The sequence below is a fragment of the Delftia sp. 11MD genome (assembly GCF_050907895.1).
In the GTDB taxonomy this organism is placed as follows: Bacteria; Pseudomonadota; Gammaproteobacteria; order Burkholderiales; family Burkholderiaceae_C; genus Comamonas; species Comamonas tsuruhatensis.
On record NZ_CP194333.1, the window covers coordinates 5,779,217 to 5,795,135 of the forward strand.

16 protein-coding genes are annotated in these 15,919 nt (G+C 63.3%); 1 reads left to right on the forward strand and 15 read right to left on the reverse strand.

Features of this window, described 5'->3' with window-relative positions:
- Position 1: 1 nt before the first annotated feature.
- From ACRSCF_RS26465 to ACRSCF_RS26535, 15 genes are all read right to left on the reverse strand, one after another.
- A complete protein-coding gene (locus ACRSCF_RS26465) occupies positions 2 to 946 on the reverse strand; it encodes a peptidylprolyl isomerase (protein ID WP_047217727.1) in 945 nt (314 codons plus the stop codon).
- A gap of 87 nt (positions 947 to 1,033) precedes the next feature.
- Complete coding sequence (locus tag ACRSCF_RS26470) at positions 1,034 to 2,767, reverse strand: hypothetical protein (protein ID WP_034365079.1); 1,734 nt, start codon at positions 2,765 to 2,767, stop codon at positions 1,034 to 1,036.
- 228 nt (positions 2,768 to 2,995) lie between these two features.
- Positions 2,996 to 3,430, reverse strand: a complete 435-nt coding sequence (locus tag ACRSCF_RS26475; RefSeq protein ID WP_034365082.1) for a hypothetical protein — start codon at positions 3,428 to 3,430, stop codon at positions 2,996 to 2,998.
- Positions 3,431 to 3,488: 58 nt separating this feature from the next.
- Positions 3,489 to 5,963 (reverse strand): type II secretion system secretin GspD, encoded by a 2,475-nt coding sequence (gspD, locus tag ACRSCF_RS26480; RefSeq protein ID WP_244387520.1) that lies wholly within the window; start codon positions 5,961 to 5,963, stop codon positions 3,489 to 3,491.
- Entirely contained in the window at positions 5,960 to 6,469 is a 510-nt protein-coding gene (locus tag ACRSCF_RS26485; protein WP_016451827.1) for a hypothetical protein, read from the reverse strand. The genes gspD and ACRSCF_RS26485 overlap by 4 nt, the downstream gene beginning before the upstream one ends.
- Before the next feature lie 146 nt (positions 6,470 to 6,615).
- Positions 6,616 to 7,191 carry a type II secretion system protein GspM gene (gene gspM, locus ACRSCF_RS26490; RefSeq protein ID WP_016451828.1) on the reverse strand — a complete coding sequence of 192 codons (576 nt, stop codon included), beginning with the start codon at positions 7,189 to 7,191 and terminating at the stop codon, positions 6,616 to 6,618.
- Positions 7,188 to 8,351, reverse strand: coding sequence for a PilN domain-containing protein (locus ACRSCF_RS26495; protein ID WP_244387522.1), 1,164 nt, complete (start codon positions 8,349 to 8,351; stop codon positions 7,188 to 7,190). The genes gspM and ACRSCF_RS26495 overlap by 4 nt, the downstream gene beginning before the upstream one ends.
- 95 nt (positions 8,352 to 8,446) lie before the next feature.
- Positions 8,447 to 9,238: a general secretion pathway protein GspK gene (locus ACRSCF_RS26500; protein WP_126311302.1), complete on the reverse strand. Its 792-nt coding sequence runs from the start codon at positions 9,236 to 9,238 to the stop codon at positions 8,447 to 8,449.
- Entirely contained in the window at positions 9,235 to 9,915 is a 681-nt protein-coding gene (locus ACRSCF_RS26505) for a prepilin-type N-terminal cleavage/methylation domain-containing protein (protein WP_034365088.1), read from the reverse strand. Before ACRSCF_RS26505 ends, ACRSCF_RS26500 begins: the two co-directional genes overlap by 4 nt.
- The gene (locus ACRSCF_RS26510) at positions 9,912 to 10,286 is read right to left on the reverse strand and encodes a type II secretion system protein (RefSeq protein ID WP_264675414.1); all 375 of its coding nucleotides are present in this window, start codon (positions 10,284 to 10,286) and stop codon (positions 9,912 to 9,914) included. Before ACRSCF_RS26510 ends, ACRSCF_RS26505 begins: the two co-directional genes overlap by 4 nt.
- Before the next feature lie 29 nt (positions 10,287 to 10,315).
- Positions 10,316 to 10,762: a GspH/FimT family pseudopilin gene (locus tag ACRSCF_RS26515; protein WP_034365095.1), complete on the reverse strand. Its 447-nt coding sequence runs from the start codon at positions 10,760 to 10,762 to the stop codon at positions 10,316 to 10,318.
- 61 nt (positions 10,763 to 10,823) lie between these two features.
- Entirely contained in the window at positions 10,824 to 11,264 is a 441-nt protein-coding gene (gene gspG, locus ACRSCF_RS26520) for a type II secretion system major pseudopilin GspG (protein WP_034365098.1), read from the reverse strand.
- Positions 11,265 to 11,296: 32 nt separating this feature from the next.
- A complete protein-coding gene (locus tag ACRSCF_RS26525) occupies positions 11,297 to 12,514 on the reverse strand; it encodes a type II secretion system F family protein (protein ID WP_016446466.1) in 1,218 nt (405 codons plus the stop codon).
- Positions 12,507 to 14,213, reverse strand: a complete 1,707-nt coding sequence (gene gspE / locus ACRSCF_RS26530; protein WP_016446467.1) for a type II secretion system ATPase GspE — start codon at positions 14,211 to 14,213, stop codon at positions 12,507 to 12,509. Before gspE ends, ACRSCF_RS26525 begins: the two co-directional genes overlap by 8 nt.
- Before the next feature lie 189 nt (positions 14,214 to 14,402).
- Positions 14,403 to 15,215: a type III pantothenate kinase gene (locus ACRSCF_RS26535; RefSeq protein ID WP_016446468.1), complete on the reverse strand. Its 813-nt coding sequence runs from the start codon at positions 15,213 to 15,215 to the stop codon at positions 14,403 to 14,405.
- A 185-nt stretch (positions 15,216 to 15,400) separates the two neighbouring features.
- Between ACRSCF_RS26535 and lysM the strand changes: the two genes are divergently transcribed.
- Positions 15,401 to 15,871: a peptidoglycan-binding protein LysM gene (gene lysM, locus ACRSCF_RS26540; RefSeq protein WP_016446469.1), complete on the forward strand. Its 471-nt coding sequence runs from the start codon at positions 15,401 to 15,403 to the stop codon at positions 15,869 to 15,871.
- Positions 15,872 to 15,919 lie beyond the last annotated feature (48 nt).

Sequence of the window (15,919 nt, forward strand, 5' to 3'; positions counted from 1 at the left end):
ATCAACGCCGGGTTGCAGAATCTCCGGCGGGAGGCAGTGCTTGCACCTTGGACTCATTGCGCACAGCAAAAGCTTCGATTGCCTTCACGTCCGGCACAGCCTTTTCCTGAGCCTTTCGGACTAGAGCCATTCTGGCCTCATTGGAGGCCTCAACTTTCACCTCACGCAAAAGCTCGTTCTTGACCTCATCGAAGGGGCGAGTCATTGGCGCATGACGCTCTTCCAACTGGATCAGATGGTAGCCGAACTGTGTCTGCACCAAACCGCTCAGATCCCCCTTCTTTTGCAACGAAAAAGCAGCGGCCTCGAACTCAGGAACCATTCGCCCCTTGGTAAAAAGGCCCACATCACCACCACGAGAGGCGCTGCCCTTGTCGCTTGAATGCTCTTCGGCCAGCTTTGCGAAGTCTGCACCGGCCTTGAGCTGTGTGAGCAACTCTTCTGCCTTGGTCTTGGACTCTGGCGTCACCCCCGCGATCAAGATATGGCGAACCCGCAACTGCTCGCCGACCTTGAAGCGCTCAGGCTTGGCTTGATAAACGGTGCGAGCCTGCTTCAAGGCCACATCATCGCTGATCTCTGCCTTGCCTGCTGCACGGTTGAGTAGCTCGTCCGACAGCACCTTGTCGCGCATCACCTGCAAGGCAGCCGCTACAACAGGGTCCTTGTCAAGCCCTGCTGCAACAGCCTGCTCGCCCAACGTCCTGCGCACAAACAGATTTTCAGCGATCTGCCCGGCCGTCTGCTTGCTGGCAAGCGCCTGGGCACGAACTTCAGGGGGAAGCCGCATCTGCACATCGGCCTCCACGTCGACCGAAGTGACAACAGCTTGCCCACCACGGACGAAGGTGACGGCATCGGCAGCCTGCACCGAAGGTACAACCATTGCCATGGCGGCCAGAGCCAGACTTTGCATTGGGAAGAGACGGATCATCGAAATCTTCATGGATGAGGAACAGTCATTGAAATAAAAAAAGGCAGGGGTAAACCCCTGCCTTTTCAGATCGCGTTACCGCGAAAAAGTGCCCACGAATTAACGCGTGAAGCGGTGCGGCCAAGTCACGCCGTACGTGCCGGACACGCCAGGACGTGCAGCGGGGTTTGCCAGCTTGATGAACGAAGCACCAACCAGGGGCAGACCCATGCCGGCGTTGGTCGTCGTCAGGACGCCCCAACCGTTTTCGTAGGTACCGCGGGTAGCCGTAGTACGAGCAACCGAGGCACCCAGCACGGAAGTGCCGGTGTCTTGGAATGCCAGCACGCTGACTTCGCCGCAGAACTGCACGGAGGTCGTGCCGCCGGGCGAGAACTCAGGAATCACACCGCTGGTGGTTTCTTCACGATCCCAGAAGCGTTGTGCGTCAGCCAGCACGCAGATGTTGCCCTTGGCATCAACGGATGTGTTGCCGTTTGCACGGAACGTACCACCGCCAGCAGCGATTGCACCAGTTGCAGCTGGGTAGAACCAGTTGTTGGCTTGGCTGACTGCAACAGTGTTCAGGTTGGTGAACACGCGGTAGTTGGCGTTAGCAGCAGCAGCACCGGCGCTGGTCACAGCGGCGTAGTTAGCAGCCACGTTGTAACGACGGGTAGGCATGGAGAACAGCCAGTCAGTCTTGGCAGCGATGATGGCATCGTTGGCATACTGGTTGGTCACCGAGCGAACAGCCAGAGCTTGCGTCAGGCGATTAGCTTGCGAACGGGGGCCGTTAGCACCCAGAGCAGCGTCTGCAGCCAAGTAAGGCGTAGACATGTCGGGCAGGTCGCTGTGGTTCAGAGGGATGGATGCCGAAGTCACAGCAGCGCCAGCTGCGTTGTACACGTCAGCGGTACGGAACAGCGGGTCAGCCGTCGTGTTGTTGGCAACAGCAGTGGAAGCCTGGTTGATCTGGGGGAAGTGCACGAAGTTGGCACGACCATTGCCACCAGTTGCCTGGATAGCAGTAGCACCACCAGAGAACGTGGTGGTTTGAGCCACGTTCAGAATGTACCAGTCAGCCATCAGGCCGCCGGTGGGGGTCTGCAGACCGGTGTCAGCAGCAGCTTGTTCGGTGTAATCGTTCACAGCTGCGCTGTCCACCAGGGTACGTGCGGGGGAGCCAGCAACCGAGCAGGGAGCCACGGCGTTCACATGCTTGGTGGCTTGGTACAGGGGAGACAGGCGAGTGCCGCCAGCAACGATCTGACCTTCAGCATTCCAAGAAGCTGCGTTCGTGATGTCTGCCATGTTGAAGATTTCAACGTAGCCTTCACGAGTTTGGTTCTTCTTGTCGTCATCCGACAGGTAGCCAGCCAGACGGCTCGTGCCGAAAGGCACAGCAACGCCCTTGGTCAGAGCGGGCACCGTGCAGGTGTTGTCTGCGGAAACCAGCGTAGCACCATCCGTGCCGTTAGCGGCAACAGCGCCAGTCCACACATCGCCAGGCGACAGGAAGACTTGGAAGTCCAGCAGGTCGTCAGAGTTGGCAGCGCTACGGAAACGGACCTTCACAACCTTACCGTTGAAGGTGTCGGTGTTGGTCAGGTGCAGCACGGTGGAGTTACCGTTTTGCGCGTTGAAGTAAGGCACCACCAGTGCATGACCCACGCCACCGTCAGCCACTTGCAGGCCGGTAGCAGTCGCTTGCGACAGCAGGCGAGCATCGACAGCCGTCTTCACGGTCGTGGCATCGCCAGTACCGACGATGACGTTGGCCGAAGCTGCGCCGGCAAAGCCCAGGCCACCAACCATGGCAGCAATGCTCAGAGCCAGAACATTTTTCTTCATAAGAACTATCTCCAGTAAAAAGATAAGGTAGTTGCAACCACCACGATTGATCGCCGGGGAATCGTAGCACAGGCATTTGTGCCGCTTACCGCTTATTTCAGGCACTCAGATCGTGTTTCGGAAAAAAACAACACTTTCAAAAGAGCACCCGATCAGGGACGTAGGATTATTACAAACATTCCAGACTGTGCCTACCCCTTCCGTCGGCATTCTTTCCGAAGTATTCACTTACTCCAGAAAGATCCACCACTGGCCGTCTTCACGAACCCAAACTTCCTTCATCCCCATGGGCACGCCAGTGCCTTTGAGCATGGGCAGTTGGGCAGTGAACTTCATGTTGAACTCGCAACGATCGGCCTCGCAGCGAGCCTGGCCCGGCTCAAGATTTTCCACAGAGGGAGCCATGCCGTAGGCACGGCGGAATTGCTCCTCCGACTTGAGGGAGCGGTAGGCAGGCGTCGTGAACCCATAGGCCTTTGCCACATTCCCATCCAGCCGTGCCTGCCAGTACGCCAGCGAGCGCTCGGCCACGATGGTTTCAGGGTCCTTGGGCTTGCCAAGGCCTGCGCAGCCGGCAAGAACGGTGATGCCAGCCAGAACGGCACCCCACCGCAGCCAGCGCACCTGGCTCTGCATCGGACGTTGGTTCGTCAAGAGATTCATGAGGTTGTTTTCTCCAAAAAGAAAGTTTCGAGGCATGGAGCCTTCATTGGTTCCGGCCTCAGCGCACACTTCCCGACGACAAGGGACCGATCTCCACTGCCGCCTTGGATCCGGCGGGCTCCGGCGTTTTGAGCAGCGGGACCAGGGCACGCATCTGATCGCGCAGATCATCGCTGACGCTGCGGATATCGACATCGGAGCGCACCACGCGCGGGGTGATGATGACCAGCAACTCGGTGCGCCGCCCAGAATTGGAGGTAGAGCCGAACAGATTGCCCACGACAGGCAGGTCGTGCAGGAAAGGAACGCCATTGCGGCTGTTGGTATTCGTCTCCTGTATCAGGCCACCCATGACAATGGATTCGCCGGAGCGAACAGACACTCGGCTGGAGAGCTGCCGCTGCAGGAAGGAGGTCTGCTTCGTGATGGTGTCCTCACTGCCCACGTCGGTGACCTGCTGATTGACCGTCATGGTGACGAGGTTGCCGGCATTGACCGATGGAGTGACCTGCAGGTTTACGCCGGTGTCCTTGTACTGGTAGGAGTTGGTGGTGGTGCTGCCGACGGTCGCGCTGGTCGTGGTTTCCCCAGACCGGTAGGGCTGCTGCGTACCAACGGCGATGGCCGCCGTATGGTTGTCCAGCACCATGAGCGTGGGGCTGGCCACCACCTTGACATTGGTCTTGGTCGACAAGGCATTGAGGGTAGCGCGGATGTTGGTGGCAGAGTTCCTCAACGTGTAGTTGAAGCCCATGCCAATTGCCTCACCCAGAGTGGAACTTGTGGCCTTATCCGTGTTGAGCAGCGTGCCATTTCCTCCATAGCCCTTGTTGCCCACATCTCCGCTGAAGGCCCACTGCAAGCCGAACTGAAGGCCATCATTCAGCGTGACCTCGACAATGCTGGCCTCGATCAGCACCTGGGTCGGCGGCAGGTCGAGCTTCTTGAGCGTCACCTCGATGCGCTCGAATTCCGCAGGCGTACCCCAGACCAACACGGAGTTGTTGAGCTCGTCAGCCATGACACGGATGTTGCCGATGCTGGCCGTGCCGCCGCCCTGGCCACCTACACCGGTTTGCCCCAAGCGCTGCTGGTTGTTGCCGAAACCGCTATTGCCAAAGCCACTGTTGCCGAAACCGCTGTTGCCAAGGCCACTGCTACCAAAGCCGCTATTGCCGAAACCGCTGTTTCCGAAACCGCTGTTTCCGAAGCCGCTGTTGCCGAAGCCACTGTTTCCGAAGCCACTGTTTCCGAAGCCACTGTTTCCAAAACCGCTGTTTCCCATGGAAGTCCCAAGCCCAGGCGCCACACCGCTGTTGGCTGAGGAGCCACCGCCTGATCCGCCAAAGATGCCCGACAGCACGCCTGCGAGATGCTTGGCATTGCCGTTTTGCACGTGATAGATGTTCAGTTGCGGCTGCGCGCCACCCGAGCCGGGCTGGTCGAGCTTGGCGATCCAGCGGCGTGCTTCCTCGAGGTAAGCCGCACGGGGCGTGATCACCAGAATGCTGTTGAGCCGCTCGATGGGCATGATGCGCAATGCGCCAAACAGGGGGTTGCCTTCGCCCAGGGCGGCTGCGGCATTGGGCCCGGCCGCGGCCGCAGCCCCCCCCTGCCGAGCGGCGCCAGCCGTACCCACCGCGCCTGCAGCCGGTGCTGCCGCCTGGGCAGCAGCGCCACCTCCGCTCATCAGTTGCAGGGCGGCATTGACCTCCTGGATGGTCACATACTTGAGCGGGAACACGCCCACCGACATGCCCTCCAGCAGGTTCACGTCAAAGGTGCGCACCATCTCCAGCCAGCCTTCGGCCTGGGCGCGCGACCCCACCATGACCAGCAGGTTGCGGACATTGTCCACGCGCACGATGGCATCACCCGGCACCATGGGGCGCAGGATGGACGCCATCTCGTTGGCGCCAATGTACTGAAGCGGAACGATGATGGTCCCATACCCAGGCGCAAGCGGTTTGTCGACCACTGCCTGGCGCACCGTTGCGCCGATGCTCTTGAGCGCATCGACACGACCCACATGGTAGGTCCCTCGCGCGTCGCGGACCATGGCCATGCCATTGGCCTGCAAGGCCGTCTCGAGAAGGTTCAGCGCCTGGTCGGCGGGAACTTCCTTTTGCGTGCTCAGCGTGACGGTGCCTGCAATGGGCGGATGCAGCACATAGTCCAGCGACAGGATGTCGCCCAGCACGGTACGGACCACTTGCGCGAGCGGAGCATCTTCGAAACTGAGCTTGACCGGCGCGCCGGAGACAGGAGGCAGCGCCTTGGGCTCGCCGATCAGCCTGCCCGTCCCTTCCATGATGCGGGGCTGGCGGCCTTCGTCCGCTTTGGAGTCGGATTTCTTTTCCTCCTCCGGCTCAGTGAAGAAATATTCCTGGGTGTGGCCGGTGCCGAAGTGGCTGACGAAGCTCTTCTGGGCCGGTTGCGCGCACGCCAGCAACAACTGGCATACAGCGACGGCCAATACGGTTTGGACGGGACGGTAGTGGAATTTCATGATTTTCTGACCGATCTCTTTCATTTCTGCGGCTTGGCAACGGCAGGGCCACTGCTGCCGAACGACGGCACAGGCGCTCCCTGGCCGCTTCGGGTCAGCCCGGCGGGCAGCGGGAACTGCGGCTCTTCCGGCGCGGAGTTCGCCTGGGCAGGGGATCCCGGCCGTGGAGCGGCTCCCTTGTCCATACTGGATCTGGCGATGGTGAGCGTGCGCCGGCTGCCTTCACGCTCCAGCTCAACCTCACGTCCATCCACCCGGATGAGCTTCCAGCCATTGAGGCTCTGGTTCACCATCAGACGCTGCTCCTTGCCGTCGACGCGCAGGATGATGCCCGTCACCTTGCCCGCGAACGAGCCCAGCACCTGGGCATTGGCCAGGCGGTCGGGCTCGGGCTCCTTGGCAGGTGGCGGCGGTGGTGGCGGCGGCGGCGGCGGGCGGCGTGTCATGGCGAACAGCGGACGCTCCTGCATCTGCAGGAGTTGCCGGTCATCCTGGCGGGGGGCAGACCCGGACGGAGACTGGGGAACCATGGCCTGGATATCGCCTCGCTGCACTCCTGGCGGTTGCCAGGTCGTGTTCCGAAGTTGAAGCTCGGGCGTCAGCCACAGGGCAGCCAGCCCTGCGCACAGTATGAGCTGGGTGCCTGCAATGCCCCAGACCGGTAGATTGGGCCGCCTCACGAGATTTTGCTCCGGAGAATGCTGAACGTGAATTGCGCGCTGAGCTTGGGTACGGCCTTGGGATCATTGCTCAGCAGGCTGCCCTGCAGGCTGATTTCCAGATCGTCGAGCCATACGGTGGGAGAGAGGTCCTTGAGAGCCACCAGCGCCAACTGGATGGCGGACCATGCGCCCTCGGCCGTCATGGCCACGCTGATGCGTTCATAGGCGCCATCGTCGGTCACCGGCTTGACCTGGCTGCTGACCACCGACAGGCCCGCCGCATCGAGCATGGTGCGCAACCTCTGCTGCATGCCATTGCCGGTCTGGGTCGCATCCAGCTCTCCGGGATAGACATGCTTGGCCTTGATTTCCGCCACCTGGACCAGGGCCTGGCGGATTTCATCTTCCTGGTCGCGCATTCCCAGCAGCCGCGCATACCGGGGCGCCAGCGTATCAAGGGCTTCCTGCGCGGCCTGATGCCGGCCATAGATCCAGAGTCCAGCCAGGCTCACAGGAACGAGCACCAGCAAAACGAGCGCGCCCAGCAGCAGCAACTGGCGTGCCAGGGGGGCAGGTATCGCGATTTTCATTGGCCCTCCTTGGCAGCCGGGGGCACAGAGGCAATACCAGGCTCCGCAGAGGTGCCTTCCGCCGGCGTGGCCGGCTCGTCAGGCAGAGCATGGGAGCCAAACACCTTGGGGTCGATCACGGCCTCCAGGACAAAACTGTCCTTGCTGGTCCCTGCGGCCCGCGTGACGGCACTGGGCAGTTGCACATCGACGAACCCCGGCACCTTGGAGAGCAGGTCCACAGCGTGCGACACATTGCCGCTCAACCCCAGCACCGTGAGCTTGTTTCCCTTGAATTGAATGCGCTGCACAGCGGTGTCGTCGGGCAAGGTGGCCGTCAACGCGGACAGGACACGCAGGTGGTCGAGTTGCTGGCGCTGGCGGTCCAGCAAGGTGGCCACATCCTGCCCCCCTTCCGCCAGACCCTGCCGGGCAGCCACGACCTCCGAGACAGAACGTGAAAGCTGGGTGAACTGCCGCTGGGCATCCAGCGCGCGAAACCGCAGTTGCAAAGAGGGCGTGGCAGCGATCGCCAGAGCCAGGGCCAGCACGGCGCCCAGGCCCAGCATCAGCCAGCGCCAGCGCCATGCTTCTTTTTTCAGGCGCTGCTGCTCGCCGAAGCCGTCAAGCATGACCGGGATACCCGATGCGCTCATCGCCCAGACCTCGGGCTCGGCGCCCTTGGCCAAGGCCGGATGGTCGGCGAACGCCTTCAGAAGCCCGTCGATGTGAGCACGCGAGACGATCACCACATCGACCGGACCCTGCGACGGAATAGCGCCATGCGCCGCGTCGGGGGCCTTGCGCCGGACGTAACCGCAGACGGTGTCCAGCGCGGAAAACGGGGACATGGTCTGCACGTCCAGCGCAACCGCCGCCTGCAGTGAGGCGGGCGGCATGGCAGGCAGGCGAAGGCTGCGTGACAGGACATTGCCTTCATCCACGAGCACCGCCACGCCAGCGGGGACGGAGCTGCCCTGCCCCGGCTCCTGCCAGCTCAGCCAGCGGCCTGCACGCACCCATGCACCTGCCTTGTGGCCCAGCACCTCGATCCCAGAGGCGGGCATGAGGCGGCGGAGCACCGGCCAATCCATCATCTGCGGCCATGCTTCCTGCCATTGGCGCCCCAGCGCCGACAGGTCCAATCCAAAAAGCTTGGCGTCGGAGGTCATCAATCCCATGAAGCCTGCCATTTCCTACAAAAAAACTGTCTCATCACGACGAATCCTTCTAGCAATTGCAGCGCGCTGCCCTGTACATCGCCACGGGGCACCCACTACATACGTCCTTGCCATACCTGCATGGAAGAGAAATCCGTCCACGGCAATTGCCCCATAGGCCGCTGCTGGCGCACGTCCACCTGGCGCATGACCAGCACCGCCCCCGCTGCATCAAAAGGAACGCGCGCTATCACGGTGTACCGCGAACTGGACTGCGCCTGGCGAATCCCACCCACGTCCGCCGTCTCCAGCACCGCCCTCAGTGCCAGGGGCGATGCTTCGAGGTTGACGCCCGGGCGCCCATCTGAATCCGCGACGACGAAATGGCGCAGAGGTGCGTAGATGGCATAGGTCATACCGGGCACCTGCAGCAGGTCTTCAGTGGTTTCGAAAGGCACTCTTATAGAGCGCCGCCTCATCTCCTCGCGGGTCTGGACAATGGCCTGGGCCATCGCTTCCGCCTGCCCGCTTCCGAGTCCCGAAAACCGGGACAGCACCAGTGCCAGCAGGGCAGGCGGCGCATTGTTGATGTTGACCAGGCCACTCCAGGGTATGACTTCGACCGGGATTATCCGTCCCGCGACCGGAACCGTCACCGATTCAAAGGCCTTCAGGTTTGTCGGGCTGGCCGCCATGCGCTGCAAGGTCAGGTAAATCGCCGCCTCACCCACGGCGCGGCCTTCGGCCATGTTGCGGGTCACCCCTCCAACCGCAGCCTCCTGGCGGACGACCCCGCCCAGGCTGCTGGCAAAAATGGCCAGTGCAGCGACAATCCAGAGCACCAGCACCAGCGCCATGCCCTGATCGCCCCTTGCCACGGCCGCCCGCCGTCTGACGCGCGACATCATTGCTGACCTCCACCGAACGAAGGCATCAGAACGCTTCGAGGGTTCGATCCAACCGGTGTGCGCATGGCGATGACCATCATGGGCCACACACCCGACGCCGCCTGCAACTCGATCTGCACAGCGGATGGCAGCTCCTTTTCATTGTCTTTCTCGGGTCCCCATTGCGGCTGCCAATGTGCCACGCCCAGCTTGGCATTCTGGTAACGCAAGGCAAAAGCCGTGACACCGCGATCAATCACATAGGACTGGCTCTGCCCCCAGTCGGGCATGACATCGGGCCCCTGCCAGGGCGCGAAGCGCAACACCAGAGCATCCCCCTCGACCGAGAGCTGGAAGTGGGTTCGGCCACCCATGCCGAAGCGCGCGGGCATGATACCCAGCCAGCGCATACCTTGTGGGCCGCCTTCGAAGAACAGTTCGCTCTCGCCCTGCTTGCGCAGACCCGCCTGCCGCCGTATGGCAGAGGCCTGGCCCAGGACGGAACGCAGAAAAGCGACGGACACGCGCTGATGGTCCATGCGGTCCAGCCGCGCATCGACACGCTCCTGCGTCTGCGAAACCGTGGACATGGCCGATGCCAGTCCAAGCATGAGCAGGGACAGCAAGGCCATGACCACCAGCAACTCGACCAGGGTGAAGCCCCGCTGGCCTGCCGGCAAACGGCCATGCCGGCTCATCGTGCCACCTCGCCCTGCTGCAATGGGCGCTGGGGGCGCAGAGTCTCGAAGACCCAGCTGCGCCCTTCGGCGGAGATGGTGATGCGCAAGGCATGGAGCGGAACTGCGGTCTCGGGCAGATCGGCCACGGGAAAAGGTGCCGAGGCCACCTGCCATGCATAGGCGCCATCCTGGCCCGAAGCCTGCGTGCCTCCAGGATCTACCATGGGAAATGCATCCATCAGCGAATCTGCCAGCAGGGCCACGCCCTGGTTCTGCTCCAGCTTGGCCACGCCCCGCGCAGAGCCGCCGACCGCGCGATAGATGAGGGCCAGTGAGAGGGCCATGATGGACAGCGCCACCAGCAACTCCAGCAGGGTCATGCCCCGCATCCTGGGGCGGAAACCGGCGTGCCGACTCACTACAGGGCCTCTTTGGTGACCTGGCCGGACAGCCAGTCAACGCGCAGGCGCACGCCACCGCCGCTTTGCGCGCGGGCCAGAGAGATGCTGCCCCCCGTGGCACCGCCTTCCGGCAGGAAGACGATGGTCTGGCTGCCGTCGGCCAGGGCCATGCCCGCCGCCGTGGTCAGTTGCACGGTCAGGCTGTCCGGCAGCCTCACCGAGGCCTGCCCGGCGATACCGTACTGGCGGCTATTCGTATTGACCGCAAAGGTCACGGGCATGCCCTGCAGCGTGGCCTGCTGGCGTGCCTTGCGCAGCAGGGCCGTGACATCCTGTACGGTCTGTCGGTAGTCCACGGCATCGCGCAGCTTGCCCATGGCAGGCGGGATGATGCCGATGATCGCGCCGAGAATGGCGAACACCACCAGCAGTTCGATCAGCGTGAAACCCTGGACGCGATTCAAGACTCATCCTTGGCGAAACGGTACGGCAACGGCTGCTGCTGAAAGGGTGTTGCGCAACGCGTTACTTGGTGTTGCGCACGTCAGAGGCCTCGCCCTCGCCGCCAGGAGCACCGTCCGAGCCCAGCGAGAGGATTTCCACATCGCCGTTGGCAGCCGGATAGGTGTAGCGGTAGGGATTGTTCCAGGGGTCGTTGGGCACGCCACCCTTGAGGTAGGGGCCAGCCCAGCCTGCTGCACCTGCCGGCTGCTTGACCAGCGCGTCCAGGCCTTGCTGCGAGGTGGGATAGCGGCCCACGTCGAGCTTGTACAGCTCCAGCGCCTTTTCGATGTCGGCAATCTGCACGCCGGCCGTCTTGGTCTTGGCTCCGCCCAACTGGTTCAGCACCTTGGGGCCGACCAGGCCGGCCAGCAGGGTCAGGATGGCCAGCACGACCAGCAGTTCGATCAGCGTGAAGCCACGCTTGCGGGCGCGGGAGGACAGTTGCTTTTGCATGCGCATCATCTTCTACATACCTTTCAGACAATTCAGATTCATCAGACGGCCAGATCGTTGACGGACAGGATTCCGAGCAGGATCGACACGATGATGGAGGCGATAAGGATACCGAGGACCAGGATCAGCGCCGGCTCCAGCATGGTCAGGAGGCGTTTGATCGCGTTTTCGACCTCGCGGTTCAATATGTTGGACAGCTCCAGCATCATGTCGCCCAGGCGGCCGGTTTCCTCGCCCACCCGCACCAGATTCAGGGCCAGGGGCTCGAATTCTCCGGTTTTCTGGGCAGCATGGGCCATGCGATGGCCTTCCTTGACCATGGGACCCATTTTTTCCAGGCGCTCGCGGATGGCGACGTTGGAGACCGTGTCGCTGGCAATGCGCAGTGCGGTCAGCAGCGTGACGCCGTTACCCAGCAGCGTGCCCAGCGATCGGCTGAACAAGGTGAGCTGGTACTTGCGCACCACGCCACCCAGGCCCGGCAGGCCCAGCAGCCACGATTGCCAGGTCTGGCGGCCCTTGGGGCTCTTGGCCCAGCGGGAAAAGGCCCAGCCCAGCGCGCCCAGCACGATGAACACCGCCCAGCCGTAGCTGCGAAACGCATGGCCCAACCCCATCACGAACTGCGTGGGAAGGGGCAGCGCGTCGCCCATGTCGTTGAAGAGCTGTTCGAACTGCGGGACCACGAAGCCCAGCATGGCCACCAGGGACAGCACGGCCACGCCCAGCAGGATGGCCGGATAGATGGTGGCCGAGACCACGCTGTCGCGCAGGGCACGCTGGCGCGCCATGTGTTCCACCAGCCGGTTGAGCACGCCCGACATCTGGCCGCTGGCCTCGCCCGAGCGCACCATGTTGATATAGAAGTCGCCGAACAGGTCATGGTGCTTACCCAGCGCCTGGCTCAGCGGCATGCCGGCCTTGACGCTGTCGAGCACGGACTGGAGCATGGCCTGCATCTGCACCTTGTGGCTCATCTCCACCAGGACCTTGAGCGCATTGTCCAGCGACAGGCCGGCACGCATCATGATGGCCAGTTCGGTGGTCATGCCCTGGATGTCGTCGGCCTTGATGCGGCCTTTCTTGAGCGCACGCGCCGCCAGCGGCACATTGCCCAGGCTTGCGGCTTCCTCGACCTTGATGGGCGACAGGCGGCTCTTGCGCAGGTGCACCACCACCTCGGCCACGGCCGCAGCGGAAAAAGTGCCCTTGACCATCTGACCGCGGCTGTCCACGGCCTCCCAGCTGTAATCAGGCATCGCTCTGGTCCTGGGTCACGCGCAGCACTTCGTCCAGCGTGGTGACGCCCGAAGCCACCTTGCGCAGGCCGTCGTCATAGAGGCTCAGCATGCCGCTCTTGGCCGCCATGGCATGCAGGGCGTTGGCATCCTGGCCTTCGATGATGGCGCGGCGCAGCGGCTCGTCGATGACCATGAGTTCGTGGATGCCGGTACGCCCCTTGTAGCCCGTGCCGCGGCAGTGCTCGCAGCCGACGGCGCGGTAGATGGGCGAGCCCTCGCGCAGAAAGCGCTTGAGGCCGCTGCCCTCGATGGCGGCCGTCGGCAGTGTGTCGGGCTGCTTGCAGCGCGAGCACAGCGTGCGCACCAGCCGCTGGGCCAGCACGCCGTTGACCGAGGAGGTGATCAGGTAGCTCTCCACCCCCATGTCGCGCATGCGGGTGACGGCGCCTGCGGCGGTGTTGGTGTGCAGCGTGGACAGCACCAGGTGACCTGTCAGGGCGGACTGCACGGCGATCTGCGCGGTTTCTCCGTCACGCATTTCGCCGATCATGATGATGTCCGGGTCCTGGCGCAGGATGGAGCGCAGGGCGTTGGCGAAGGTCAGGTCGATCTGGGGATGGACCTGGATCTGGTTGATGCCGTCGAGCTGGTATTCGACCGGGTCCTCGACGGTGATGATCTTGTTGGAAACCGCGTCGATCTTGGACAGGGCTGCATACAGCGTGGTGGTCTTGCCAGAGCCCGTGGGGCCCGTGACCAGCACAATGCCGTGCGGCTTGGCCAGCAGCGTGTTGAATTTCTCGAGCGTGTCCGCCTCGAAGCCCATGCTTTCCAGGCGCAGCCTCACGCTGGCGCGGTCCAGCACCCGCATGACGATGCTCTCGCCATGCACCGTGGGCGCGGTGGAGACGCGCAGGTCCAGTTCGCGGCCCTTGGCGCGGGTCTTGATGCGGCCGTCCTGCGGCAGGCGGCGCTCGGCAATATCCAGATGGGCCAGCAGCTTGACGCGCGAGCCGACGGCGGCGCTCAGGCGCGGCGGCACGAGTTCGGCCGCGTGGATCACGCCGTCCATGCGGTAGCGCACCTGCAGGCCGGCTTCAAAGGGCTCGAGGTGGATGTCGGAGGCGTGCAGCTCGATGGCGCGGGAAATGATGCCTGTGACCAGGCGGATGACGGGCGCCTCGCTGGCCAGGTCCTTCAGATGTTCGACGAAGTCGCCACCCGTGGCGTCCGATTCCCAGTCCTGGCCTTCTTCCCCTTCGGGTTCCTGGCCTGCTTCGGACAGTGCCTTGCGGATGTCGGCCTCCAGCGCCAGCACGGGCTTGATCTGCAGCCCCGTGGCCAGGCGCAGCGCCTTGGTGATGAAGGGGTCCTGCGGCACGGACATGGCCACTTCGAGCACGCCGTCCTGCAGCGAAATCGGGCAGACGCACTGCGCATCCAGAAAACTGGCCAGCAGGCCCGGCACGTCGGGCAGCAGGTCGGGAAACTCTTCCGCACGCAGCCAGCGCATCTGCAGCTGCTCGGCCAGCGCCTGGGCCACGTCGGTTTCCGCCACCACACCCAGCTGTACCAGCACCTGGCCCAGGTAGCCGCCCAACTCCTGCTGCGCCTGCAGGGCGTTTTGCAGATCGCGCTCGTTCAGCTTGCCGGCGGAAAGGAGGCGTTCGCCCAGCCGCCCCTTGATCGGGGCTTCGACAGCGGCAATCGGTTCCATGAGGTGATTGGTGGAAGACATTGCCGCGGATTATCCACTGTCGCCGCATCCCCCGCCAAAGGCATAGCATGCGACACCCAGGGGCGCCGCCTTCCCGTCATCAACTGTTACGCGCGCAATCGTGCGGCGCGATGCTGCGCTGCACGATGAAAAGTGGCCTCAGGCGTTGTCAGGTGGTTCAAGGCGGCTTCAAGCCGCCTTCACCGCCTCCGCGGGCAGGCCGCTGGCATCACCCCAACGGCGCTGGGCCATGACCAGCAGCCCCTCGAAGATGAGGTTGTCCACCAGTTCGAAAGGCCGCGTCATGCTGGGCACCATCTTCCAGCCGGCACCGCCGGCCATGACGCAGGCAGGCTCCATGCTGCAGTGCATGTAGAGATGCTGGTACATGCGCTCCACGGCACCGGCGATGGCGTAGGTGCCGCCGCTGGTCAGGGCGTCGCTGGTGTTGGTGGGAAATGGCGTGACCGCGCCCGTGGGCACATGCAGGCCGGCCGTGCCGCTTTCCAGGGCGCGCAGCATGATGCCGTGGCCCGGAAGAATCAGCCCGCCCATGAAGTGGCCATGCTGGTCCAGCGCGTCCACGGTGACGGCCGTGCCGACCATGACCACGATCAGGGGCCGCTCGGGGCCGCGCTGCAGGATGTGCTGGCGCGCACCGATCATGGCCACCCAGCGGTCCGCACCCAGGCGCGACGGAAAATCGTAGCCATTGGTGACGCCGGCCTCGGCTGCGCTGGGCACGGCCCACTGCGGCTCGAAATCCCAGCCCAGCATCATGTCGATCTGGTCGTGCACGCGCCGTCGCGCCGTGTCGCCAGCCACCACGCAGCCCAGCATGCGCGTGGGCGTGGGCAGGTCGCTCCACGGCCCTTCGGCCAGGTGCTCGATGTGCTCAAGGAACTCGGCGCCGTGCGCCAACAGGGCAGCGCCAGGCCGATGCGCGTCGTACATCGCCCATTTCAAGCGGGTGTTGCCGATGTCTATGGCCAAAAAAGTCATGGGCGGGATTATCGGAGTTTTCCGGAGGATAGCGTCAGCCATGGACGACAACTGAGTGAGGACGTGAACGCAAGAATGGCGCAAATGTCAAAAATCCGGGAGCGCTCCTGCCCGGCAGCGCGCGCTGCCACTGTTAGGCGTTACATTGGCCTTTCCGTTTTTCCACCCACCAACAGGAGTCACCCATGGGACTTTTCAGTTTCATCAAGGAAGCCGGCGAAAAGCTGTTCGGCGGCAGCGCCGCACAGGCAGCCGAGCCTGCGCAAGACCTGAATGCCAAGGCGGCCAAGGCCATCGAGACCTATATCGGCACGCAGAACCTGGGCGTCAGTGACGTGAAGGTGCAGTTCGACGGCTCGCAGGGCAAGGTCACGGTGCTGGGCACGGCACCTACCCAGGCGGCCAAGGAAAAGGTGACGCTGTGCTGCGGCAACGTCTCCAGCGTGCAGTCCGTGGACAACCAGATGACGGTGACCAACCCCGAGCCCGAAGCCCAGTACCACGACGTGGTGCGCGGCGACACGCTGTCGGCCATTGCCAAGAAGTTCTATGGCGATGCCAACAAGTACCCGGTGATCTTCGAGGCCAACAAGCCCATGCTGAGCCACCCCGACAAGATCTACCCCGGCCAGAAGCTGCGCATTCCGGCAATCTAAGCCCCCCCTGAGCGGCGTCGCCGCTTCCCCCTGAGGGGGACGACACCC